The sequence below is a fragment of the Bradyrhizobium sp. 22 genome, assembly GCF_000482425.1.
GTDB lineage: Bacteria > Pseudomonadota > Alphaproteobacteria > Rhizobiales > Xanthobacteraceae > Bradyrhizobium > Bradyrhizobium japonicum_B.
In genome coordinates, this window is sequence record NZ_KI519399.1 from 482,275 (window position 1) to 504,467 (window position 22,193).

Consider the following 22,193-nt stretch of genomic DNA (forward strand, 5'->3'; position numbering starts at 1 on the left):
ACGGCGGCTCCTCTCTCCCCTCACACCACCCGCTTCCCCGCCCGCTCCGCCACCGCCTTCTGCACGAAGTACATCGCCACCAGCGCGATGAGAGTCGTGGCGACGACGACGTAGCCGATCCGGTCGAAATGGAGCAGCGCGCCGTCGGGCGCCTGCGCGATGATCGCGCCGGCGAGCACCGAGCCGAGGCCGCCGGAGAGCTGCTGCAGCGAGGCGCTGATGGCGCTGAACGAGCCGCGCTGGTCGGGATCGGGGATCGCCGACATCAGCGCCTGCGACGGGATCATGCGCGAGAAGATGCCGACGAACATCAGCACGTTGACGAGGATCGCGGTCGCGAGCGTGACGTGGCCGAGATGGGTGTAGATCAGCACCATGATCACCGACACCACGCTGCCGAACACGAAGGTCGGGTACTTGCCGAACGCGTCGCTGGCGCGACCGACCAGCGGCCCCGTGACGATGCTGAACAGGCCGGAGACGAGATAGATCGTCGGCAGATGCGCGATGTCGATGCCGAGATTGTTCACGGTGAAGGCGCTGGAGAACGGCATCAGCATGTATCCGCCGGTCGCCAGCAGCGTCGTGACCGCGAAGGCCAGCGTATAGCGGGGCTGCGCGAGCGTTGCGACCAGATGGTGGAACGGGTTTCTGTCCTGCTTCAGCTTCAGATGCGCATCGACCGGCTTCATGGCGAAGGCGATGACGGCGATGGCCGCGATCGACACCACGACGATCGCGATGAAGCAGACATGCCAGCTCCAGCGATTGGCGAGAAACAGCCCGGCGGGAATGCCGAGCACCTGGCTCGCCGCGAACGCGGTCTGGATGAGTCCCATCGCGCGGCCGCGGATATGCAGCGGGAACAGATCGGTGATGATGGCGAGCACCACCGCGCCGATCACGCCGCCGAACAATCCGGTCACGATCCGGCCGAGCAGCAGCACATGGAAGTTCGGCGCAGCCGCGCAGAGCGCGGTGCCGAGCGTGAAGCCGATATAGAAGAACAACAGCAGGCGCTTGCGATCGAAGCGATCGGCAAAGCCGGCGGCCAGCACGCCGGAGATGCCGGCACTGAACGCGTAGGCCGACACCGCGACGCCGAACTGGGCGGCCGTGATGTCGAGCGCGGGCATCAGGATGGCGCCGAGCGGCGACATGATGATGAAGTCGAGGATGATGGTGAACTGCGTGAACGCGAGCAGCGCGATGAGAAACGCCTGATAGCGCGAGAAGCCGCGCTGGCGCTCTGATGGATCGTCGATCGGCGCGGCGAGCCTCTGTTCGGTCATGGATCTCGATTCGTGGGGCGGCGGGGAGGGAAACTGGCAGATGGGGAGAGCCCGCCGGATTTCCACGGGCGCGCGCCCTAGGCTGCGCCGAAACGGGCAGTTCGTGCGCCATTGTGGGTTCCATGCAACAGCCGAGCCTTCGGCAAACCGTCCGGCCTTTCGCGAAGCGCGTGCACGGACTGAGAAGCCGGGGCACCGGGGCCCCCCCATGAACATGGGAGGACGATAGGCCGCGCAGGCTTTGGTGCATCGCGCGTCTTCCCAAGAGCACGGGCCGCATGCTTTGAGAGTTGCCAAACGTCAATCGCGTTTGGCGGCGGCTTGGGGCTGGAAGTGACGGTCTTCATTCTTCCTCGTCCTGCCGATTGCGGGTTTGCAAGACCGGGATGGGGACCTGACATGACGATTTCACCGCGAGCGCCAGTCACCGCTTGTCTCGCAACGGCGCTGCTCGCCGTGATCGCGGCCTGCGCCGGCGCGCCGCAAGCCCGGGCCCAGTTCATCTGCGTGGATGGTGCCGCGTCCGAGCAAGGCGCCTCGGCCGCCGGCTCAGCGAGCAATTTTGCCTGCGGGCCCTCCGCCTCCGCTCCGGGTGCGGGCAGCAACAATTCCGCGATCGGGAGCGGCGCTTACGCTGACGGAAATGCCAGCAGCAATATTGCCGTCGGTTCCGCCAACGCCAGCGGCCACAGCAGCTCCAATATGGCGACCGGAAACAATGCCAACGCCAGCGGCAACAACAGCTTCAACAGCGCGACCGGAGCGGGAGCCATCGCCAGCGGTGACACCAGCAAAAACATGGCGTCCGGAAACAACGCGCAGGCCAGCGGCGACAACAGCAACAATATCGCGGCCGGCGCCGGAGCCAACGCCAGCGGCAACAACAGCGGTAATCTCGCGTCCGGGCTCACCGCCCTGGCCAACGGAGACAACAGCAGGAACGTCGCGACCGGGCGCAGTTCTAATGCCTCCGGCAACAACAGCAGAAATCTCGCGAGCGGGTTTGTCGCCAGGGCTTACGGCGACAACAGCTCCAACACCGCGACGGGGACCAACGCCAACGCCTACGGCAACGGCAGCGCTAACATCGCGACCGGCCCAAACTCCAACGCGACCGGCGACAACAGCTTCAATATCGCGACCGGCGTGAATACCAACGCGAGCGGGTCCGGAAGCTACAACGTCGCCACCGGAAACGCCGCCAACGCATTCGGCGCCAACAGTTCCAACGCGGCGGCCGGCTATATGGCGAATGCCAACGGCGCCAATTCGGCGAATATCGCGAACGGCACGCAATCCAATGCCAGCGGGACCGGCAGCTTCAACATCGCAGTCGGAAACGGCGCCAATGCGAGTGGTAACGGCGTCGCGAACACCGCAATGGGCAACGGCGCCACCGCCACCGGCGCAAATTCCTCGGCCTTCGGCAACGGCGCTTCGGCTACCTTCGCGAACGCCACCGCGATCGGCAATGGTGCCACTGCAACGCGTGCCAACCAGCAGGTCTACGGCACCGCGAGCAATACCTACACGATGACGGGCGTCACCTCGGCCGCGAGCACGGCCGCGCAGTCCGGACCGGTGCAGCTCGTCACCACGGACTCTGCCGGCAATCTCGCATCCACCTCGCTCAGCGCGCTCGGGTTTGCGACCCCCGCGGATATCGCTGGCATCAACAGCCAGCTCGCAGGCATCAATGCCCGCCTCAACGACCTCGACGGCAGGACCGGCAAGGCGGTCAACGGCGTCGCGATGGCCTTTGCGCTGTCCGGCTCGCCCTGGCTGATGCCGTCCGAGAAGATCGCGATGAGCATGAACTGGGGGACGTTTCAGAATACCAATGCGCTCTCCATGAGTGCGGCGTTGCGCGTTAGCGAGCACGTGCAGGCCAGCGGCGGTCTGACCTATGGCACGAATGGCGGCGGCTTGGGCGGCCGCGTCGGCATGCGCGTCGGCTGGTGAATGCAGCAGAGCCGTTTCATGCACAGGGACGTTCCATGCGATTGAATGCGCGCGCCGCGATTGCCCTGGCGCTGCTGCTGTGCTGCGGCAGCGACTGGGCCATGGCCCAGCAGAAGACGCCTGAGCCGGCCCCGGCGCAGTCCTCGCTGCCTGTCACGCTGGAGAAGGCACTCTATCTGATCCGCTCGACGCTGCTCACGCTCAACGATGCCAACCGCACGGGCAATTACACGGTGCTGCGCGATCTCGCTGCGCCCGACTTCCAGGCGCGCAACACCGCCGCAGATCTCGCATTGAATTTTCTCGACCTGCGGCGCCGCAATTTCGATCTCTATGCGGCGGCATTGCTGGCGCCTCAGTTCAGCGATGCGCCCGCGCTCGATCAGCACGGAATGCTGCGCCTTGCAGGTTACATTCCGACCCGGCCGCAGCAGATCCAGTTCGATCTGACGTTTCAGGTCGTGGCCGGACAATGGCGCCTGTTCGCGATCGCGATCGCGACGCCGGAAGCTGCATCGGTACAGCCGCAAGCCCGGGCGACGCCCGGCAGGCCGGCCGTGCCTGCGAAGAAGGCGCCCTGAAGGGTTGCGCGGGCGTCGATCTGCATCATGCCGGCAACGACCTGACCGAACCGCGTGCTTGCGCGGCCCGCCGGCAATGGCTACACCGCCGGCAATCCGAATTAGCTATTGTGCTGACGCAACCGATTCGACCCGAGGTTCTGAACGCCATGACCGTACGCCTGCACCGCGGCGACCTGCCCGACCTCACGCGCTACACCGATGCGGTGGCGATCGACACCGAGACCATGGGGCTGAATCCGCACCGTGATCGGCTCTGCGTGGTGCAGCTCTCGCCCGGCGACGGCAGCGCCGACGTGGTGCAGATCCCCAAGGGCCATACCGACGCGCCGAACCTGAAGGCCCTTCTGGCCAATCCCGCCATCACAAAAATCTTCCACTTCGCGCGGTTTGACGTCGCGGTCCTGTACCAGACCTTCGGCGTCATGACCGGGCCGATTTATTGCACCAAGATTGCCTCGCGCCTGACCCGGACCTACACCGACCGCCACGGCCTGAAGGACCTCGTGCGCGAGGTGCTCAATGTCGATCTGTCCAAACAGCAGCAATCCAGCGACTGGGGTTCCGACAGCCTGACCGAGCCGCAGCTCGCCTACGCCGCCTCCGACGTGCTGCACCTGCACGCTTTACGCGAGCGGCTGGATGCCATGCTGGTCCGGGAAGGCCGCGCGCAGCTCGCCAGGTCCTGTTTCGACTTCCTGCCGACCCGGGCCCTGCTCGACCTCCAGGGCTGGGCGGAAGAGGACATTTTCGCGCATTCCTGAGCCCTCGATCGCCGGGTAGACTCCGGTCTGCGCCCCGTTTCGGACACTTTCCTGCGGCCTGTCCAAGCCTGATACGTCAAGGCTTATGTGCCAAGGCTTAGTCCAAGGTTTACGTCCGCGGCTGCATCTTGCGGCGGCGACGGGTACAATGGGGGCGCCCTCGACCCGGCTTGGCGAGCGACACCTCAGGAGCTCAGGTGAATTCGGCCCACAATCCCACCTACGACGCCGCGCTCGCGGCAAAGTTTGCCAGCGCGGCGCGCCATAGCCGTCTGGTGCGGATTCTGCGGGTTGGGGTCCCCGCGACGGTGGTCGTGGCCATGGCCGTGATTATCTACATCGCGTTCTTCAACAAGTTCAGGATTCCGGAGCTGCCGCTTACGGTCGAAAACATGGTGGTGTCGGGCACCAAGATCACGATGGAATCGCCGCATCTGTCCGGCTTCACGCCGGATCGGCGGCCCTACGAGCTCTGGGCCAAGACCGCGACGCAGGACATCACCGACCCTGACCATGTCGATCTCAACGACCTGCGCGCGAAAGTGCTGATGGAGGATCAATCCACCCTGTTGCTCGATGCCCGCACCGGGCGCTTCGACAACAAGCAGCAGCAGCTCGACCTGCATAAGGACATCTTCCTGCGCACCTCCACCGGCTATGAAGCGCGGCTGAACTCGGCCTTCGTCGACATGAACAAGGGCACGGTCTCCTCGGACGAGCGTGTCGACGTCAAGCTGACCAACGGCACGCTGAGCGCCGATCGCTTGCGAATTACGGAAGGCGGCGACGTCATCCGTTTCGAAGGCAATGTGGTGATGCATCTGGACAAGCTGGACGAGCCTGCCGGCGCACAGACTGCGCCGGTCGAGCCTGCGTCGTCGGCAAAGACACGTACGCCTCAGAACAAGTCTGCCAACTCAAGATGATTTTCATGACCAGGATCTTCTCGCGCAGCGGCCACAAGCGGCGCGCCATCATCGGCGCGGCTGCACTTGCAGCCGGCATCGCGCTGGTCGCGGGCAGCGCCGCCATCGCGCAGAGCACGATGCAGGGCGTGCCCAATGCGATGCAGGGCTTTTCGCAGAACCGCGACCAGCCGATCCAGATCGAGGCCGCCTCGCTCGAAATGCGCGACAAGAAGAAGGAGGCGACCTTCGCCGGCAACGTCAAGGTCGTCCAGGGCGACACCACCATGACCTCGAAGACGCTGGTGGTGTTCTACGAATCCGGCGGCGACAAGCCCGCCACGCCGCAGCCCGCACCTGCGAAAGGCGCCAAGTCCGCGCCGATGCAGTCGGCGCAGCCGGGTCCGGGCGGCAGCTCCTCGATCAAGCGGCTGGAGGCGCGCGGCAATGTCGTGGTCACCCAGAAGGACCAGGTGGTGACAGGCGATACCGCCGTGTTCGACACCAGGACCAATCTCATCACCATGCTCGGCGGCTCCGGTCAGGTGGTCCTGACGCAGTGCAAGAACGTGCTGCGCGGCGACCGCTTGATGGTCGACATGACGACAGGCGTGTCGCGGGTGGAATCCGACAATGGCCGGGTTCAGGCCCTGCTGCCGCAGGGCGGCGGCAGCGATTGCGGCCAGGGGAGCAAGCCCGGCGGGGCGCCGCCTCTGCAATTGCCCGGTGCAAGTAAACCGAAATAATTCAACGGCTTGGTTCGGGGACGGCCGAACCGAGGTTGAAGCTTGGCCGCCGAGACTGTATCTAGCGCACAAGGCTTCGAGGCGGGGTCCACCGCTTTTCGGGCGTGTTTCACTGGGCATGAGACATCCCTTCACTCATGCTGCATCGGCGAATCGAAGGCCGCTGCGGCAGATCGCGCGAGTTCCGCGCAGGATCGTCGCGAAAGGCTGGAAGGCGGGGATGGTCGATCTCTTCAGCATGTTCCGTCGGCGCCCCGCCAAGCGCGGCCGGCCAGGATTTGCGCGGCAGGACATTACTGCACTCGGTGACAGCGTCGGCGGGCTCGTGACCAGCCCGATCCGCGACGCGCCGCCGCTCGCCCGCGACCAGGCGCGAGCGCCCGATCAGTTCCAGGCTGACTATCAGGGCGGCTACGAAGCCGACTATCAACCCGAGCCGCGTCCGCAGCCTGTCCACCCCGTCAGGGCTGCCGGCAGGTCCAATGGCGCTGGCGCGCCGCAGCTGCTGAAGCGGCCGGGTTTCCTGGCGGTGCATAGCGTGGAAAAGGCCTTCGGCAGCCGCCAGGTGGTGCGCGGCGTCAGCATCTATGTGCGCCGCGGCGAAGCGGTCGGCCTGCTCGGCCCCAACGGCGCCGGCAAGACCACCGTGTTCTACATGATCACCGGCCTGATCAAGGCTGATCGCGGCGCGATCGAGCTCGACGGCCACGACGTCACGAAGCTGCCGATGTATCAGCGTGCGCGCCTCGGCATCGGCTATCTGCCGCAGGAAGCCTCGATCTTCCGCGGCCTCACCGTCGAGCAGAACATCCGCGCCGTGCTCGAAGTGGTCGAGCCCTCGCGCAAGAAGCGCGAGCAGCAGCTCGATTCCCTGCTCGACGAATTCAACATCACGCGGCTGCGCAAATCGCCGTCGATCGCGCTGTCGGGCGGCGAGCGCCGCCGCGTCGAGATCGCGCGCGCGCTGGCGACGCGGCCGAACTACATGCTGCTCGACGAGCCCTTCGCCGGCATCGACCCGATCGCGGTCGGCGACATCCAGGACCTCGTCCGCCATCTCACCAATCGCGGCATCGGCGTGCTCATCACCGACCACAATGTCCGCGAGACGCTCGGGCTCACCGATCGCGCCTATATCGTCTATGCCGGGGAAATCTTGACCGAGGGAACCCCGGATGAGATCGTTGCCGATCCGGATGTGCGCCGCCTTTACCTTGGCGAGGAATTCCGCCTCTAGCCCGTTTTTGCGTTTCGTCAAGACATGTACATCGGGCCTGGACTAAGATAAGCAAAAATCGGACCAATTTTTGGGAACGGTTCTTGCTTCATGGCCCTCACGCAGAGATTAGAGTTCCGGCAATCGCAGTCGCTGGTGATGACGCCGCAGCTGATGCAGGCGATCAAGCTGCTGCAATTGTCCAATCTCGATCTCACCACCTTCGTGGAAGAGGAGCTGGAGCGGAACCCGCTGCTGGAACGGGCCAATGACGAGGCCCCCGCGGGCGAGACCCCCGGCGAGGCCAGCCAGTACGGCGCGGGCGAGGAGGCCGGCGGCCAGGGAGAAGGCCACGGCGACGGTCTTGGTGATGACGGCTTTGGCGGCAGCGCGGACGGCTTCGAGCCGGGCCAGGACGAATGGATGAGCAAGGATCTCGGCACCCGCGCCGAGATCGAGCAGACCCTGGACACGGGCCTGGACAACGTCTTCTCGGAGGAGCCGGCCGAGGCGGCTGCCCGCAACGCCCAGGACGCCGCGCCGACCACCTACACCGAATGGGGCGGCGGCGCCTCCGGCGACGAGGATTACAATCTCGAAGCCTTCGTGGCTGCGGAGATGACGCTCTCGGACCATCTCGCCGAGCAGCTCTCGGTGGCCTTCACCGCGCCTGCGCAGCGCATGATCGGCCAGTACCTGATCGACCTCGTCGACGAGGCCGGCTATCTGCCGCCCGATCTCGGCCAAGCCGCCGAGCGTCTTGGCGCCTCGCAAGCCGACGTCGAGGGCGTCCTCGCCGTGCTGCAGAAATTTGATCCGCCCGGCATCTGCGCGCGGAGCTTAAGCGAATGCCTCGCAATCCAGCTCCGCGAGCTCGACCGTTACGACCCCGCGATGCAGGCTCTGGTCGAGCATCTCGATCTGCTCGCCAAGCGCGACATCGTGGCCTTGCGCAAGATCTGCGGCGTCGACGACGAGGACATCGCCGACATGATCGGCGAGATCCGCCGCCTCAATCCCAAGCCCGGCATGAAGTTCGGCTCGGCGCGTATGCAGACCATGGTGCCCGACGTCTATGTCCGCCCGGGTCCCGACGGCGGCTGGCATGTCGAGCTCAACAGCGACACCTTGCCGCGCGTGCTGGTCAACCAGACCTATTATTCCGAGCTGTCGAAGAAGATCGGCAAGGACGGCGACAAGTCCTATTTCACCGACGCGCTGCAGAACGCGACCTGGCTGGTGCGCGCGCTCGACCAGCGCGCCCGCACCATCCTGAAAGTTGCGACCGAGATCGTGCGCCAGCAGGACGGCTTCTTCACCCACGGCGTCGCGCATCTGCGCCCGCTGAATCTGAAGGCCGTCGCCGACGCCATCCAGATGCATGAATCCACGGTGTCGCGCGTTACCGCCAACAAGTACATGGCGACCAATCGCGGCACGTTCGAGCTGAAATATTTCTTCACGGCCTCGATCGCCTCGGCCGACGGCGGCGAGGCGCATTCCGCCGAAGCCGTGCGCCATCACATCAAGCAGCTGATCGATTCGGAGGAGCCCTCCGCGATCCTGTCGGACGACACCATCGTGGAACGCTTGCGCGCCTCGGGCATTGATATTGCCCGCCGCACGGTCGCGAAGTACCGCGAAGCCATGCGCATTCCTTCCTCGGTGCAACGCCGCCGCGACAAGCAGAGCGCCCTTGGTAACGTCCTCTCCACCGCCTTGTCCGATCGCTCGCGCAACCCCGAGCCGGCCTGATTGCGCTGGCGCGAAATCGCGCTACTCTCGGCTCCCCTTTGCAACCGATCCAGGCACGCGCATGATCCGGAAGAATGCACGGCGGCTCCCCCTCCCGACCAACGCGGAAAGTGTTCGTGGGGAGATCATGCGCAGGGAACGACTTCGGCTGCGATGACGTCGTCGCAGCCGAGGAGCAAACCAAGCGAGGCATCCATGACCCTTCGGATTTCGGGCAAGAGCATCAGCGTCGGGGAGGCCCTGCGCGGCCGCGTTGCCGATCGCACCGACGAGGTGCTGCGCAAATATTTCGACGGTAATTATTCCGGCCACATCACGCTCAGCAAGGACGGCTTCGGCTTCCGCACCGATTGCGCCCTGCATCTCGATTCCGGCATCACGCTGGAGGCCGATTCGAACGCGCCGGATGCCTATGCCAGCGCCGACCAGGCGCTGCTGATGATCGAGAAGCGGCTGCGCCGCTACAAGAACCGGCTCAAGGACCGCTCCGCCCGCAAGGCCCATGTCGCCTCCGAGGCCATGGCTGCGCTCGACGCGACGGCCTACGTGCTCGAGGCGCCCGGAGAGGACGAAGAGGAAGTCACCGGCTACAGCCCCGTGATCATTGCGGAGCAAACCACGTCGTTGAAGCAGCTCTCGGTCAGCGAGGCGGTCATGGAACTCGACCTCAGCGGCGCGCCTTGCCTGGTATTCCAGCATGGCTCCTCAGGCCGGGTGAACATCATTTACCGCCGGGCGGACGGCAATGTGGGCTGGATCGATCCGCCCGGGGCCAAGGTCGACGGCAAGCCGGGCGGCTAGGTCAGGGCGGACGTCCGTACGATTCCGGACCTTAACAATGACCGCGGCAAAGCCGCACGCGGGAGTTGGCACCGGGATTGCGTTGGAGTAGAAGCCCCCCACATCTGGATCGGGGCTAAGTCCCCCTCCTGCTTCATGTTATTGACGCCGGCCCGGCTTGGTCTATCAAGCGGGCCAAATCGGAACCTGACGGTTTAATTCACCTCGGAAAGCCTCCATGCCGATTACCGATCTGGTCGCACCCGAGGCGATTCTCCCGGCATTGAAGGTCAACAGCAAGAAGCAGGCCTTGCAGGAGCTCGCGGCCAGGGCCGCCGAGCTGACCGGGCAGAACGAGCGCTCGGTGTTCGAGGTGCTGCTGCAGCGTGAGAAGCTCGGCACCACCGCGGTCGGCTATGGCGTCGCCATCCCGCACGGCAAGCTGCCCAAGCTCGAAAAGATCTTTGGCCTGTTCGCGCGGCTCGACCGCCCGATCGATTTCGAGGCCATGGACGGCCAGCCGGTCGATCTGGTCTTCCTGTTGCTCGCCCCCGAAGGCGCCGGCGCCGATCACCTCAAGGCGCTCGCGCGCATCGCCCGCCTGCTCCGCGATCAGGACATCGCCAAGAAGCTCCGCGCCTCGCGCGATGCCCAGGCGATCTATTCGGTGCTGGCCCTGCCGCCCGCGACCGCGGCGTAATCGTCATTTGCCGACTGCGAGGGAGCGGGTGGCATAGCTCGACGTCCGCGGATCACGGGCGCGGCTCGTGCGCTTCAGCAGACCGTCGGTAGCAGGTGCCTGACTTCGTCGAGCAGTTCGGGAATTGCCGTCTCGTCACCGGCAAGGTGCCTGAGCAGCGCACTCTGGAATAGACCATCGAACAGCGCATAGAGCGCGGCCGGCGACGATGCCGGCCGCTTGCCGCCCAACTCGGCATAGCGGGAGGCAATGCGCCAGATCATCGCCTTCAGGCTCTTGTCGATCTCGATGACATCCTTGCGAAACGCCGCCTCGAACATCGCCTGCGAGCGCAAATCGTACCAAAGACGGTGCATGTCGGCTTCGTTCTGCAGCGTCGCTGCGAGCTTGGCGAGGAAACCTTCCATCAATTCGTCGCGGCTCGTTGCCGTCGCGACGACCTCGTCATATCGCGTCACGCACTTCGCCTTGTAGTGGCGCACGCAGCAGCAGATCAGGTCGATCTTGTCGCTGAAATAATAGTGGAACACGCCGTGCGTGAACGCCGAGTTCTGCGCGATCTCCCGCAGGCTGGTCCGGGCGAAGCCAAGCTCTCCAAGCGTTTCGAGCGCGGCCTCGGCCAGCTCGATGCGCCGCGCGTTGAACTTGTCGTCCCGCACGATCTCCGCCACGGCCTCTCGCTTCGCCGCTCCTGTCGCTTGCCGCGCCATTGTCGCGCTGTCTCCCGCCTCTTGGTCACCACGATCGTCACATCGTCCGTCATCGTCTACAGACCATCCTCTTTGACAACTGTCAAATTTTCTTCTTGACAACTGTCAAGTTCCGGGAGGAGTGTGCGGCCAAGGAATTTGGACAGTCGTCAAGACGTCTGCAAATGGAGGAAATGCAACCGCCGGCGCCGTGCCGCCGGAACGGATCCGCATGCCGTTGCGCAACCGCGCCGGCACCGTGCTGCCGATCGCAGTACGCACCGATCATCAGCGAACAGATCAGTCCAATAGATCAGTCCAGGCAAAGGGAGGACGTGCGATGAGTGAGAACAGTCTTGATGGCCGCAAAGCCTTGGTCACCGGCGGAGCCCGCGGGATAGGAGGGGCCATTGCCGAAGCACTGGCGCGCTCCGGTGCGGCGGTCATGATCGGCGACATTCTCGATGACGTCGGCAAGGACACTGCCGGCAAGATCGCCAGGCTTGGTGTGAAGACCGGCTTCGTGCATCTCGATGTCGCCGACGATGCGCAGTGGGAGAAAGCGACTGCTGCGACGATCGCCATGCTCGGCGGCTACGACATCCTCATCAACAATGCCGGGATCGAGATCACGTCCCTCGTCAGCGAGATCAGGGCCGAGGACGCGCGGCGGATGTGCGACGTCAACATCGTCGGCACCGTGCTCGGCATGAAGCACGCGTTCCGCGCGATGCGGCCGGGCGGAGCGGCAGGCAAAGGCGGCGCGGTCGTCAACATCGCTTCCGTCGCCGCGACGATCGCCTTCCCGAGCATCGCGGTCTATTCCGGCACGAAATCCGCGGTCGACCGCATGACCCGGGTTGCGGCGATGGAGGCCGGCAAGCTCGGCTATGGCGTCCGCGTCAACTGCATCTATCCCGGCTTGATCCCGACCGACATGGGCCTGCAGCTGGCCAACGACATCGTGAAGATCGGTCTCGCGCCCGACGTCAATGCCGCGGTCGGCTCGGTGGTGGAGCAGACGCCTCTCGGCAAGCTCGCGGAGGTCGGCGACATCGCCGACGCCGCGGTGTTCCTGTGCTCGAACAACGCGCGCTTCATCACCGGCATCGGATTGCCGGTCGATGGCGGCATGGGAATGTGAGCTGCAACGACAACAAGCATTTCGGAGGAACGAGAATGAGCGCGAAGAAACCCGTCATCGTCTATGGCGCGTCCGGCTACACCGGCCGGCTGGTCTGCGAATACTTGCGCGAGTACAACATCCCCTTCATCGCCGCCGGCCGCAGCGCAGAGAAGCTCAACGCCGCAATGAAGGCGAACGTGGCCGGCATCGAGACCGCCGACTACGAAGTGGTTGCGGTGCCTCACACCGTGGCCGCGCTGACTGAATTGTTCAAGGGCGCCTCGGTGGTGCTCAACACCGTGGGCCCGTTCTCCAGGTTCGGTGCCGAGGTGGTGCAGGCCTGTTGGGCTTCCCGATGCCACTACACCGACACCACCGGCGAGCAGGACTGGCTGATCACGCTCGAGCAGGAATGGGGCACGAAGTTCGCCAATGCCGGCCTGCTGCTCGCGCCGGGCATTGCGCAGATGTACACCACCGGCGAGATCGCCGCGCAGCTGTGCCTGGAGACGCCCGGGCTCGACACGCTTGATATCGCCGTGTTCTGGGGTGGCAGCCCGACCATCGCATCGACGCAGACCATCCTGGTCAACGCCGCGATGGCCAAGGCCTACTACCTGGAGCAAAACAAATACGTCGAGCATCAGCCCGATGCGGGCCTCTACAACCTCGCCATCCCCGGCCAGCACGAGCTGGCGCTGGCGCTGCCGTGGGGTGGCACCTCGCACCCGGTGTGGTTCAAGCGCGATCCGCGCGTGGCCAACGTGAAGGTGCTGGGGGGCGTGTTCAATCGCGCGCTGATGCTGGGCGTGCCGCAGATCGTCGCCGGCGCACTGGAAGCGACCAAGGACATGAACCCCGACGATCGTTACGCTGCGTTGGCGCAGACCGCCGCCGGCGTGATGAACACCATGCCGCCGCGCGAGAACCCGCGCGTCAACAAATCGCTGGATTCGGTGCATGCCTCCGGCCCGCTCGGGCGCGCGCACTGTGTCATCTACGGCAACAGCAACTACAAGCAGACCGGCTTGCTGCAGGCCTATGCCGCGGCGCACCTGTTGCAGCAGCCGCCCAGGCGCGTGGGGTTTGCCTCCGGCTGCCAGGCGTTCGGCCACCACGAGCTGCTCGGCCAGTTGCGCAGCTTCGGGCTGGTCAGCAAGCCGGTTCTGACGGTGCACGACTAAAACGATCGCGGGTGGTGCACCCATGCGCCACCCGTCTCATCGCGAGATCGAACATGCGCTTCATCGATTATCTCGACAAGGGTGCCTCGCTCGGCGTCGATGCGCCGTGCCTGACCATGGATGGACGCAATCTCAGCTATGGCGAGGTGCAGCGGCTCAGCTATCGCATCGCGCGGGGGCTCGACCGATCGGGCATTGCGCCCGGCAACAAGGTCGCGATCCTGTCTGGAAACGATCCGGTCGCCTTCGCCTGCGTGTTCGGCATCTCCCGTGCGGGGGCGGTCTGGTGCCCGGTCAACCCTCGCAACGAAGCCGCCGAAAATCGGCTCATCCTCGATCAGTTCGATTGCAGCATGCTGCTGTTTCACTCGAGCTTCGCACCGATGGTCGAGGCGGTCCGTGCAGAGCTGACAAAGCTGCGCACCCTCGTCTGCCTCGACGCCGAACTGCCTTTTGCGCCATCATTCGACGACTGGCTCGCCGGCCTCGCAGACGAGCCTTATCAACGCGAGACGATCGACGATCTCGCGATGATCCCGGGCACCGGCGGCACCACCGGCAAGCCGAAGGGTGTGATGCTGTCGGGCCGCAACATCGAGACCATGACGGCGCTGACCTTGATGGGCTATCCCTTCAAGGGCCGTCCGGTCTATCTCGCGCTGGCGCCGCTGACGCATGCCGCCGGCGTGCTGTGCTTCCCGATCATGACGCTGGGCGGCCGCATCGTGATCATGCATCACCCCGACATCGCCGAGTTCCTCGATCTGATCGAGCGCTATCGCGTCACGCACACCTTCCTGCCGCCGACCGTGATATACATGCTGCTCGATCATCCGAAGCTCGACTCGGCGAAGCTCGAGTCGCTGCAATGCTTCTGGTACGGCGCGGCGCCGATCTCGGCCGCACGGCTTGCGGAGGCGCTCCGGCGGATCGGGCCGATGGCGCAGCTGTTCGGTCAAACCGAGGCGCCCATGATGATCGCGATGATGGCGCCGGAGGAGCATTACAACGCCGACGGCACCATCGCGATGGAGCGTCTCGCCTCGGCCGGGCGAATAAGCCCGCTGGTGCAGGCCCGCATCATGGATGGCGACGGCAATCTGCTGCCCACCGGTTCACGCGGCGAGATCGTGGTTCGCGGCTCGCTGGTGATGCAAGGCTACTACAAAAATCCCGAGGCCACGGCTGAGGCCTCCGCGCATGGCTGGCACCACACCGGCGACATCGGTTACCTCGATGACGAGGGTTACCTCTATATCGTCGATCGCGCCAAGGACATGATCATCACCGGTGGGTTCAACGTCTACTCGATCGAGGTCGAGAACGCGCTGCGGGTGCATGAGGCGGTCCAGGATTGCGCCGTGATTGGCCTTCCGGACGAGAAATGGGGGGAGCGGATCGTTGCCGTGGTCCAGCCCCGTGCCGGCCGGAGCGTCGATGCGACGGCGCTGACGGTCTTCGTCAAGCAGCGGATCGGCAGCGTCAAGACACCGAAGCAGATCGAAGTCTGGGACGATCTGCCGCGCTCCAAGGTCGGCAAGGTGCTGAAGCCGGAGATCCGTGCCCGGCTGTCGGATCGCTCAGACGGTTAGTTGGTTCGAAAGCCGCTCCAGCGCGTCGCGTACCAGCCCTTGCAGAAGATCGAGCTTGTAGGCCGTCATCGGCAATGGTTCGGCGCCCGCGCTCGCCGCTTTCGTCGCTTCTGCAATCGATGCCACATTGGCAATCTTGCCGTTGAGCGAGACTTCCACGGCGGTGAGGCGAAGCGGCACGGGCGCGACGCCGCCGGCTGCGAGACGCACCAGCTCGAACTTGCCGCCGGTGATTATGGCGCGGGCGCAGAGCTCCACCAGCGGCCATTCCGCATGGGTCCGGCTGATCGCCCGCTTGTAGGACGCGCGCTCGCCTTGAAGCGGAGCAGGAAGCGCAATGCTCTCGATCATCTCGCCGGTTGCGAGCGTGTGATCGGCGTGCGAGAGCGAGCCGTCGCCGAGCAGGTCGGCGATCGTCATCCCGCTGCGCCGGTCCGTGGTGATGGTCGCATCATAGGCGAGCAGAGCCGCCGCCATGGTCGAGGGATGCGGTGCGACGCAGTCGCCGAGATCGAAGGCAACGCCATAGAGATGATTGCCGGGCCGGGCCGGGCAGGTGCTGCCGCCCTTCTTCAGGCAGGCAATGTCGGGCCGGCGGAAATACCAGCAGCGTGAACGCTGCGCGAGATTGCCCCCGAGCGTCGCGACGTGGCGCACCTGTGGCGTCGCGAGTCCCTGCGCGCTTGCCGCAATGCCGGGATAAGCGGCGAGGATGCGAGCGTCGGTCGCGATCGTGGCGATGGTGGTCAGCGCGCCGATCCGGGCCGCTCCCTCGGCGTCCCAGCTGATCGTCCTGTCGCCCGTGGCCGAGATATCGACCAGCATTCCCTGCGACACGCCGCTGCGGCGGCGTTCGCTGAGGTCGGTGCCTCCGGCGCGGAATTCGGGCGCGGGCTCGGCGGCGGTCATGACGGCGACACTCATGCTGCATCCCTCCCTTTCAGCGCGGCGACCAGACGATCGGGCCGGAACGGAATTTCGGTCAGCCTCACGCCGATCGCATCGCGGATGGCGTTGGCGATCGCGGGCGAGGTCGGCACGGTGGCGACTTCGCCGATGCCGACGCTGCCGCCCGGCACATGCTCGAAGCCGGCTTCGTCGAAATACACATCCAGTTTCGGCATGTCGCCAATCCCCGGAATGCGGTAATCCTCCATGCTGCCGCTCAGGATGTGCCCGCTCGAAGGATCGGTTTCCCGCGACTCATGGAGTGCGTAGCCGATGCCCTGGATCACCGCGCCCGCGGCCTGGCTTCGCGCCAGCGCCGGGGCGGCGAGCTTGCCCACCGCAAGGCCAGTATAGGCGTTGAGCACGCGCACATGGCCGAGCCAGGTATCGATCTCGACCTCCACCACTTGCACCGAGCTCGGTACGCCGGCGCCGACCACCATGTGGCTCATCAGACGCAGCACCCAACCGAACACTCGGCCCATGATGCCCGCCTCGTGCAACGCGGGCCTGACGCCGGGCGGCGGCTTGCCGTCCTCCTGGCGTTTCGCCGACACGGCGATATCAGGGGAAGCCGCGATCATCTCGCGCCACGGCGCGTTCGAGCCCGGCGCTGGTGTGCGGGACGAGGTGCGCGTGATTTCCGCTTTCAGCTTGTCGATGGCGAGCAGGGTCGGCGGTACCACCGAAGCGGTGACGCGGCTTCCGCCGGAGCCCGGCCCGGGCGTCAGGTTGGAGCGACCGATGCGAACGTCCACGTCCTGCGGCTCGAGATCGAACGCCTTCGCGACGGTGTTGGCGATCACGCTGCGCGTGCCCGTGCCGATATCCTGCACCGCGCAGCTTGCGACGATGCGGCCGCCCTTGATCGCGAGTTCGACCGAGGAGCCGGTCTGCCAGAGATACAGCCAGTAGCCGGTGGCGACGCCGACGCCGCGGCGGTAGCGGCCGGTTTGCGCAGCGGCCGGCTTGCGGTTCTTCCAGACATCGAGGCCGGCCGCCCAGTCGTACAGTCGCTGACGGTTGGGATCGGGGTCCCAGAGCTTGCGCAGTTGAATCGGATCGATCTTCATGCGCAGTGCCGCTTCGTCGATCGCCTGCTCCAGCGCAAACGACATCGGCGGACCGCCGGGGCCGCGGAACGGCGCGCCGGGCGGCAAATTGCTGAGCACGTCGAAGTCGACGAGTTCCTTGGCTTCGGCCGGATAGATCAGCCGCGCGAGGCCCGCGATCAGCGAGTTCACGGCGGCGCCGGTGTCGGCATGGGCGGTGAGCGACAGCGCCTTGAGGCGGCCTTCCGCCGAAGGCAGCAAGGACAGTTTCAGCTCGGCGGCCGGACGATAGCCGGCGACGGAAAGCTCCTCTTCACGATCGAAGGCGACGCGCACCGGCGCCTTCGCGGCGCGCGCAAGCTCGATCGCGGCGATGGTCTCCACCCCGACGCTGCCCTTGGAGCCGAACCCGCCGCCGACATGATCGGCGATCACACGCACCTTGTCGTGCGGAAGGCCGTAACGCTTGGCGATCTTCTCCATGCTCTCGTGGATGGCCTGGGTCGAGATGTGCACGATGAGCTGATCGCCATCGAACCTGGCCACGGCGGCATGTGGTTCGAGGCTTGCGTGCTGTTGCGTCGAGACGCGGAAGGTCTCCTCGACCAGCAGCGGATTGCGTTGCGCCCGCGCCTCGTCGAGCCAGCTCTTGGCCTGCTTGGCCTTTTGCGAGAACGGCGCCGAAGGCCCGCGCACATTGCCCTTCCACGACACCGGAGCGCCGCCGGCGCCCTCCGACACGTTGCCGGCACGCTTGCGGTCCTTCTTTTCGAACACGATTGGCGCATCGTCGCGTCGCGCTGCATCGAGCCCGATCACCGCGGGCAAGGGCTCGGTCTTGAAGCTGATCGCGGCGATGGCCTTCAGTGCGGTGCGGCGATCCCTGGCCGCGACGGCTGCGATCGGCGCGCCGACGAAGCGGACCATGTTGTCGTCGTCGAGCAGCGGAACGACCGCGGCAACACCGGCAATCGCGCGCGCCGGCGCCAGATCGAGCCCGGTGATCCTCGCATGCGCGACGTGCGCGCGCAGGATGACACCTTCGAGCTGGCCGTCATGGTGGATGTCGACGGTGTAGCGGGCGAGCCCCGTCACCTTGTCGCGGGCTTCCAGCCGCGGCGCGATGGGCTCGATGCCGTCGAAGCGGCCTGAACAAGCCTCCGCCACCGCGCGAAAAATACCTTCATAGGCGCCGCAGCGGCAGAGATGTCCCGACAGCGCGGCGGCAATCTCCTCGCGCGAGGGTGTCGCCGTGCCCCTGGTCGCGCGCCAGCCGTCATGGAAGGCTGTGGCTTCGACGACGAAGCCGGGCGTGCAGAAACCGCATTGCAGGGCGTCGTGCGCCATGAACGCCTTCTGCACGGGATGCAATCCGGCGCGGCCTATGCCCTCGATGGTCGTCAGCGATTTGCCGGCGGCCGCCTGCGCCGGCAACAGACAGCTCACGACTGGCGTGCCGTCGAGCAGCACGGTGCAGGCGCCGCAGACGCCGGAGCCGCAGACGAGTTTGGTGCCGGTGAGGCCGCCATCGCGGATCACGTCGATCAGGAGCGCATCCGGATCGTCGGGCAGCGCCAGAGGCCGTCCATTGATGGTCGTGCTGGTCATGTTCGAACTCCCGTTTTGCGGTGGGACTTCTTTGCGGACGGCTGCATCGCGCCGGCGATCAGCATGCGCAGCATGGTCTCGAGCTGTTTCAGGAACGCGTCGACCGGCTGCATGGCAGGGAAAGCGGATTTGGTGCCGTGGACCGCCATCTCGACGCAGCGCGCGAGCTCGCGCACGCTGACGCCGCTTTCGAGCTTGAGCTTTCGTTTGCGGCACACCCGCGCGATCGTGGTTGCGATCTCCTCAGTGAAACGGTTGGAATAGCTCTGGTAGAGGTCGCGCGCCTGCGCGAGGTGCTCGGAAAACAGCTCCTCGGTATGGGGCGAGTCCTTGAGCGAAGCGAGCAGCGACTGCATTCGCGCGCCGATCTCGGCGACCAGGATGTCGGCAAGATCGAGGCCCGCTTCTTCCGCCGCCTTCGCCGCCGCGATCTCGGCGGCGAGCCCCTGCGCGTAGATCCGCTCGAGCACGGCGCGAAACAGCGCCTCCTTGGAGGCAAAGTGATGATAGAGCGCCTGCCGCGTCAGTTCGGCTTCCTCCGCCGCCAGCTCGATCGAGGAGCGGCGGAAGCCGTGGCGCCGAAACACGCGCAAGGCGGCGTCGAGGATCCGGTCCTGGGGAGGGGCCTTGGCCTGCATTTTGTCAGATTTGACAAATGAGAATGAAATGTCAAATCTCGGATTGATGACGGATTCGTGCGCGCACGCCTCGTCCCTCGAGTCGGCGCTGACGCACCTCCTCAGGATGAGGCTAATCAGCATCAGTGTCCGTTGAAACTGCTGCCGCGCACTCCGCCCTCATCCTGAGGAGCCCGCTCAGAGCGGGCGTCTCGAAGGATGGCCGCAGGGAAAACTCCCATATGCGACAGCCCTGCCGCACGCGGACGGCGACATCGCCGAATTCCCGTCGGCTGGCGATGGCGACGCGAAGACGTCACCGCTCAAATGGAAACGGGCACGCCTTCTTGCGAAGGCATGCCCGCTTGAAACCCTAATCCTGCGACGCGCGCGTGCTCAGTGCACGCTCACCGCTTGCAGTTCGTTGCTCCAGGCGTTGGCGACCGCGGCTTCGCGGCTGTCGGTCAGCATGATCGGCGTGCCGTCGGCGGCGTGGAGCGCGAAGAGCTTGAGGCCCGGCGCGATTTTCGGCGCTTCGGGAAACAGGCCCGGCACGTCTTCCGAGCGGATCTGCTTCACATAGGCGATATGGCCTTCGCCGAGGGTTGCCAGCGTCTCCGGCGAGACGTTCTTGGCTTCGTATTCGAACGCAACGTGACCTTCACTCATGGTCTCGACTCCTCTGGAACACTAAGCGGTCGAGTCCGCTACTCGTTCCATTATTCGTGCTCATTGATAGCGATTGTCTTAACGATCCTCTCCGGTTCAGGCCGGGCCAGATCGATCGACAACAGCCCGTTCTTCAGATCCGCACCCAGCACCAGCATCCCCTCCGCCAGCACGAAGGTGCGCTGGAAGTGGCGCGCGGCGATGCCGCGATGGATGTATTGCCGGGACTTGTCGTCCTGCTGACGCCCGCGGATCACGAGCTGGTTTTCCTCAATGGTTACATCGAGTTGGTCGCGCGTAAATCCGGCGACCGCCAGCGTGATGCGCAAGCGCTCGGGCTGGCCGTCCGATCGGTCGCACCGCTCGATATTGTAGGGAGGGTAGCCGTCGGCGCCTTTGACGACGCGGTCGAGTACGCGCTCGATCTCGTCGAAGCCCAGAAGGAACGGACTGGATAACGTGGGAACACGAGACATAGTTTACAAAGTCCTCGCAGAAGCGACTTTGGTGTGTCGGGGCCCGTAGTGGCACCCCTTGATCAGCAATATGGGCACGTTCCCGTGTTGGTTCAAGCAGGTAGCCGGGTGGCTGTGGATGGGCGTCTCGGCCTGTGGCTCCGCCCAACATCGAATGAAGTACGTCCGGATCGTCATGCCCGGGCTTTGCCGGCTTCGCTGAAGCTTCGCCGGCCCAACATCGAATGCCCGGCGAAGCCTTGGCGGAGCCGGGTCCCAGCCATTCATGACCTTGCTCGTTGCGCCAATAACCTGGACGCCCGGGCCTTCGCCGCGCAGGCGGGACAAGCCCGGGCATGACGAATTTGCGAATGAATTTCTCGAACGAAAACAAAGCCCCTTCTACTGTGCATGGGGTTGTTTTCGCACTTTTAAGTGGGAGGGCCTCGGAACCCCTCAGGCCTCGAGCCGCTTGCGGCCGTCGCCGCTGAACAAATGCAGCTTGTTGCGCACCGCCGCGACCCGGATTTTCGCGCCGATGGCGGGGGCGTCGGTTCCGGGGATGCGGACGATGATCTCGCCGGGCGGCAGCTCGCCGGGGGTGGCGGCGACGTGCTGCTCTTCCTGCTCGCGGCGGCCATAGACGAAGGTTTCGGCGCCGACATGCTCGATCGCTTCCACGGTCAGCGGCAAGGCGACGCCGCCGGCCGGGGTCTGGTCGGTGATGACGAAATCTTCCGGGCGGATGCCGAGGATGCCGGCGTCGGCCGCCGCGCTGCCGGCGAGCTGCGAGCGGATCTCCTCGGGCCGCGTCGACATCAGGTTCATCGGCGGCGCGCCGATGAAGGAGGCGACGAAGGTGGTCGCCGGCTTCTCGTAGATATCAAGGGGATTGCCGACCTGCTCGACCTGGCCGCCGTTCATCACGACGAGGATGTCGGCGAGCGTCATCGCCTCGAGCTGGTCGTGGGTGACGTAGATCGACGTCGTGTTGAGCCGGCGCTGCAATTTGCGGATCTCGACCCGCATGGCGATACGCAGCTTGGCGTCGAGGTTCGACAGCGGCTCGTCGAACAGGAACACCTTCGGCTGGCGCACGATGGCGCGGCCCATGGCGACGCGCTGGCGCTGGCCGCCGGAAAGCTGCCGCGGCTTGCGCTCCAGCATCGACGTGAGCTCGAGGATGCGCGCAGCTTCTTCGACGCGGGTCCTGATCTCGGCCTCCGCCATGCCGCGGTTGCGCAGGCCATAGGCCATGTTGTTGTAGACGCTCATATGCGGATAGAGCGCGTAGTTCTGGAACACCATGGCGATGTCGCGATCGGCGGGCTCGATGCCGTTGACGATGCGGCCGCCGATGTCGATCTCGCCACCGGTGACCGTCTCGAGCCCCGCGACCATGCGCAGCAGCGTGGACTTGCCGCAGCCGCTCGGCCCCACCAGCACGCAGAACTGTCCGTCGCCGACATCGACGTCGACGCCCTTGATGGCCTCGAAGCCGCCGGGATAGGTCTTGCGGACGTTGCGCAGGGTGACGTTAGCCATCAAAAAC

20 protein-coding genes are annotated in these 22,193 nt (G+C 65.4%); 12 read left to right on the forward strand and 8 right to left on the reverse strand.

Annotated elements, in window-relative coordinates; translation table 11 throughout:
- Positions 1-20: 20 nt before the first annotated feature.
- Positions 21-1,292 (reverse strand): MFS transporter, encoded by a 1,272-nt coding sequence (locus K410_RS0103630; RefSeq protein ID WP_028133578.1) that lies wholly within the window; start codon positions 1,290-1,292, stop codon positions 21-23.
- Between the two features lie 399 nt (positions 1,293-1,691).
- On the opposite strand from K410_RS0103630, the gene K410_RS0103635 reads away from it, so the two are divergent.
- From K410_RS0103635 to ptsN, 9 genes are all read left to right on the forward strand, one after another.
- Positions 1,692-3,254 (forward strand): hypothetical protein, encoded by a 1,563-nt coding sequence (locus K410_RS0103635; protein WP_028133579.1) that lies wholly within the window; start codon positions 1,692-1,694, stop codon positions 3,252-3,254.
- Positions 3,255-3,289: 35 nt separating this feature from the next.
- A complete protein-coding gene (locus K410_RS36460; protein ID WP_245269321.1) occupies positions 3,290-3,835 on the forward strand; it encodes a hypothetical protein in 546 nt (181 codons plus the stop codon).
- A 149-nt stretch (positions 3,836-3,984) separates the two neighbouring features.
- Positions 3,985-4,599, forward strand: a complete 615-nt coding sequence (locus K410_RS0103645) for a ribonuclease D (RefSeq protein WP_028133580.1) — start codon at positions 3,985-3,987, stop codon at positions 4,597-4,599.
- Between the two features lie 197 nt (positions 4,600-4,796).
- Complete coding sequence (gene lptC, locus K410_RS0103650; protein WP_028133581.1) at positions 4,797-5,525, forward strand: LPS export ABC transporter periplasmic protein LptC; 729 nt, start codon at positions 4,797-4,799, stop codon at positions 5,523-5,525.
- Between the two features lie 5 nt (positions 5,526-5,530).
- Positions 5,531-6,250: an LptA/OstA family protein gene (locus K410_RS0103655; protein ID WP_049820212.1), complete on the forward strand. Its 720-nt coding sequence runs from the start codon at positions 5,531-5,533 to the stop codon at positions 6,248-6,250.
- 220 nt (positions 6,251-6,470) lie between these two features.
- The gene (gene lptB / locus K410_RS0103660) at positions 6,471-7,487 is read left to right on the forward strand and encodes an LPS export ABC transporter ATP-binding protein (RefSeq protein WP_028133583.1); all 1,017 of its coding nucleotides are present in this window, start codon (positions 6,471-6,473) and stop codon (positions 7,485-7,487) included.
- Between the two features lie 90 nt (positions 7,488-7,577).
- Positions 7,578-9,221, forward strand: coding sequence for an RNA polymerase factor sigma-54 (rpoN, locus tag K410_RS0103665; protein WP_028133584.1), 1,644 nt, complete (start codon positions 7,578-7,580; stop codon positions 9,219-9,221).
- Between the two features lie 195 nt (positions 9,222-9,416).
- Positions 9,417-10,022, forward strand: a complete 606-nt coding sequence (gene hpf, locus K410_RS0103670; RefSeq protein ID WP_028133585.1) for a ribosome hibernation-promoting factor, HPF/YfiA family — start codon at positions 9,417-9,419, stop codon at positions 10,020-10,022.
- A 217-nt stretch (positions 10,023-10,239) separates the two neighbouring features.
- Entirely contained in the window at positions 10,240-10,701 is a 462-nt protein-coding gene (gene ptsN, locus K410_RS0103675) for a PTS IIA-like nitrogen regulatory protein PtsN (RefSeq protein WP_014438750.1), read from the forward strand.
- A 74-nt stretch (positions 10,702-10,775) separates the two neighbouring features.
- Here ptsN and K410_RS0103680 read toward each other — a convergent pair whose 3' ends face one another.
- The gene (locus K410_RS0103680; protein ID WP_049819924.1) at positions 10,776-11,411 is read right to left on the reverse strand and encodes a TetR/AcrR family transcriptional regulator; all 636 of its coding nucleotides are present in this window, start codon (positions 11,409-11,411) and stop codon (positions 10,776-10,778) included.
- A gap of 319 nt (positions 11,412-11,730) precedes the next feature.
- On the opposite strand from K410_RS0103680, the gene K410_RS0103685 reads away from it, so the two are divergent.
- From K410_RS0103685 to K410_RS0103695, 3 genes are read left to right on the forward strand one after another with little or no spacing between them, the layout of a single operon-like run.
- On the forward strand, positions 11,731-12,534 hold the full coding sequence (locus tag K410_RS0103685; RefSeq protein WP_028133587.1) for an SDR family NAD(P)-dependent oxidoreductase: 804 nt from the start codon (positions 11,731-11,733) through the stop codon (positions 12,532-12,534).
- Between the two features lie 35 nt (positions 12,535-12,569).
- The gene (locus tag K410_RS0103690; RefSeq protein WP_028133588.1) at positions 12,570-13,700 is read left to right on the forward strand and encodes a DUF5938 domain-containing protein; all 1,131 of its coding nucleotides are present in this window, start codon (positions 12,570-12,572) and stop codon (positions 13,698-13,700) included.
- Between the two features lie 53 nt (positions 13,701-13,753).
- Positions 13,754-15,292: an AMP-binding protein gene (locus K410_RS0103695; RefSeq protein WP_028133589.1), complete on the forward strand. Its 1,539-nt coding sequence runs from the start codon at positions 13,754-13,756 to the stop codon at positions 15,290-15,292.
- Here K410_RS0103695 and K410_RS0103700 read toward each other — a convergent pair.
- From K410_RS0103700 to K410_RS0103730, 6 genes are all read right to left on the reverse strand, one after another.
- Entirely contained in the window at positions 15,281-16,216 is a 936-nt protein-coding gene (locus tag K410_RS0103700) for an FAD binding domain-containing protein (protein ID WP_028133590.1), read from the reverse strand. The two genes, K410_RS0103695 and K410_RS0103700, sit on opposite strands and share 12 nt — an antisense overlap.
- Positions 16,213-18,900 (reverse strand): molybdopterin-dependent oxidoreductase, encoded by a 2,688-nt coding sequence (locus tag K410_RS0103705; protein ID WP_028133591.1) that lies wholly within the window; start codon positions 18,898-18,900, stop codon positions 16,213-16,215. The genes K410_RS0103700 and K410_RS0103705 overlap by 4 nt, the downstream gene beginning before the upstream one ends.
- On the reverse strand, positions 18,897-19,538 hold the full coding sequence (locus tag K410_RS0103710; RefSeq protein ID WP_028133592.1) for a TetR/AcrR family transcriptional regulator: 642 nt from the start codon (positions 19,536-19,538) through the stop codon (positions 18,897-18,899). The genes K410_RS0103705 and K410_RS0103710 overlap by 4 nt, the downstream gene beginning before the upstream one ends.
- 375 nt (positions 19,539-19,913) lie before the next feature.
- Entirely contained in the window at positions 19,914-20,186 is a 273-nt protein-coding gene (locus K410_RS0103720) for a BQ00720 family protein (protein ID WP_011083553.1), read from the reverse strand.
- Positions 20,187-20,236: 50 nt separating this feature from the next.
- On the reverse strand, positions 20,237-20,662 hold the full coding sequence (locus K410_RS0103725) for an Hsp20 family protein (RefSeq protein ID WP_028133593.1): 426 nt from the start codon (positions 20,660-20,662) through the stop codon (positions 20,237-20,239).
- A 435-nt stretch (positions 20,663-21,097) separates the two neighbouring features.
- On the reverse strand, positions 21,098-22,186 hold the full coding sequence (locus tag K410_RS0103730) for a sn-glycerol-3-phosphate import ATP-binding protein UgpC (RefSeq protein WP_028133594.1): 1,089 nt from the start codon (positions 22,184-22,186) through the stop codon (positions 21,098-21,100).
- Between the last annotated feature and the right edge of the window lie 7 nt (positions 22,187-22,193).

Coding starts and splice junctions, on each gene's coding strand:
- K410_RS0103655 (WP_049820212.1), top strand. CDS start 5,531: ATGACCAGGATCTTCTCGCGCAGCGGCCACAAGCGGCGCGCCATCATC.
- K410_RS0103690 (WP_028133588.1), top strand. CDS start 12,570: ATGAGCGCGAAGAAACCCGTCATCGTCTATGGCGCGTCCGGCTACACC.
- lptB (WP_028133583.1), top strand. CDS start 6,471: ATGGTCGATCTCTTCAGCATGTTCCGTCGGCGCCCCGCCAAGCGCGGC.
- K410_RS0103635 (WP_028133579.1), top strand. CDS start 1,692: ATGACGATTTCACCGCGAGCGCCAGTCACCGCTTGTCTCGCAACGGCG.
- K410_RS0103645 (WP_028133580.1), top strand. CDS start 3,985: ATGACCGTACGCCTGCACCGCGGCGACCTGCCCGACCTCACGCGCTAC.
- K410_RS0103695 (WP_028133589.1), top strand. CDS start 13,754: ATGCGCTTCATCGATTATCTCGACAAGGGTGCCTCGCTCGGCGTCGAT.
- ptsN (WP_014438750.1), top strand. CDS start 10,240: ATGCCGATTACCGATCTGGTCGCACCCGAGGCGATTCTCCCGGCATTG.
- K410_RS0103705 (WP_028133591.1), bottom strand. CDS start 18,900: ATGACCAGCACGACCATCAATGGACGGCCTCTGGCGCTGCCCGACGAT.
- K410_RS0103730 (WP_028133594.1), bottom strand. CDS start 22,186: ATGGCTAACGTCACCCTGCGCAACGTCCGCAAGACCTATCCCGGCGGC.
- rpoN (WP_028133584.1), top strand. CDS start 7,578: ATGGCCCTCACGCAGAGATTAGAGTTCCGGCAATCGCAGTCGCTGGTG.
- K410_RS0103725 (WP_028133593.1), bottom strand. CDS start 20,662: ATGTCTCGTGTTCCCACGTTATCCAGTCCGTTCCTTCTGGGCTTCGAC.
- K410_RS0103710 (WP_028133592.1), bottom strand. CDS start 19,538: ATGCAGGCCAAGGCCCCTCCCCAGGACCGGATCCTCGACGCCGCCTTG.
- K410_RS36460 (WP_245269321.1), top strand. CDS start 3,290: ATGCGATTGAATGCGCGCGCCGCGATTGCCCTGGCGCTGCTGCTGTGC.
- K410_RS0103630 (WP_028133578.1), bottom strand. CDS start 1,292: ATGACCGAACAGAGGCTCGCCGCGCCGATCGACGATCCATCAGAGCGC.
- K410_RS0103720 (WP_011083553.1), bottom strand. CDS start 20,186: ATGAGTGAAGGTCACGTTGCGTTCGAATACGAAGCCAAGAACGTCTCG.
- K410_RS0103680 (WP_049819924.1), bottom strand. CDS start 11,411: ATGGCGCGGCAAGCGACAGGAGCGGCGAAGCGAGAGGCCGTGGCGGAG.
- hpf (WP_028133585.1), top strand. CDS start 9,417: ATGACCCTTCGGATTTCGGGCAAGAGCATCAGCGTCGGGGAGGCCCTG.
- K410_RS0103700 (WP_028133590.1), bottom strand. CDS start 16,216: ATGAGTGTCGCCGTCATGACCGCCGCCGAGCCCGCGCCCGAATTCCGC.
- K410_RS0103685 (WP_028133587.1), top strand. CDS start 11,731: ATGAGTGAGAACAGTCTTGATGGCCGCAAAGCCTTGGTCACCGGCGGA.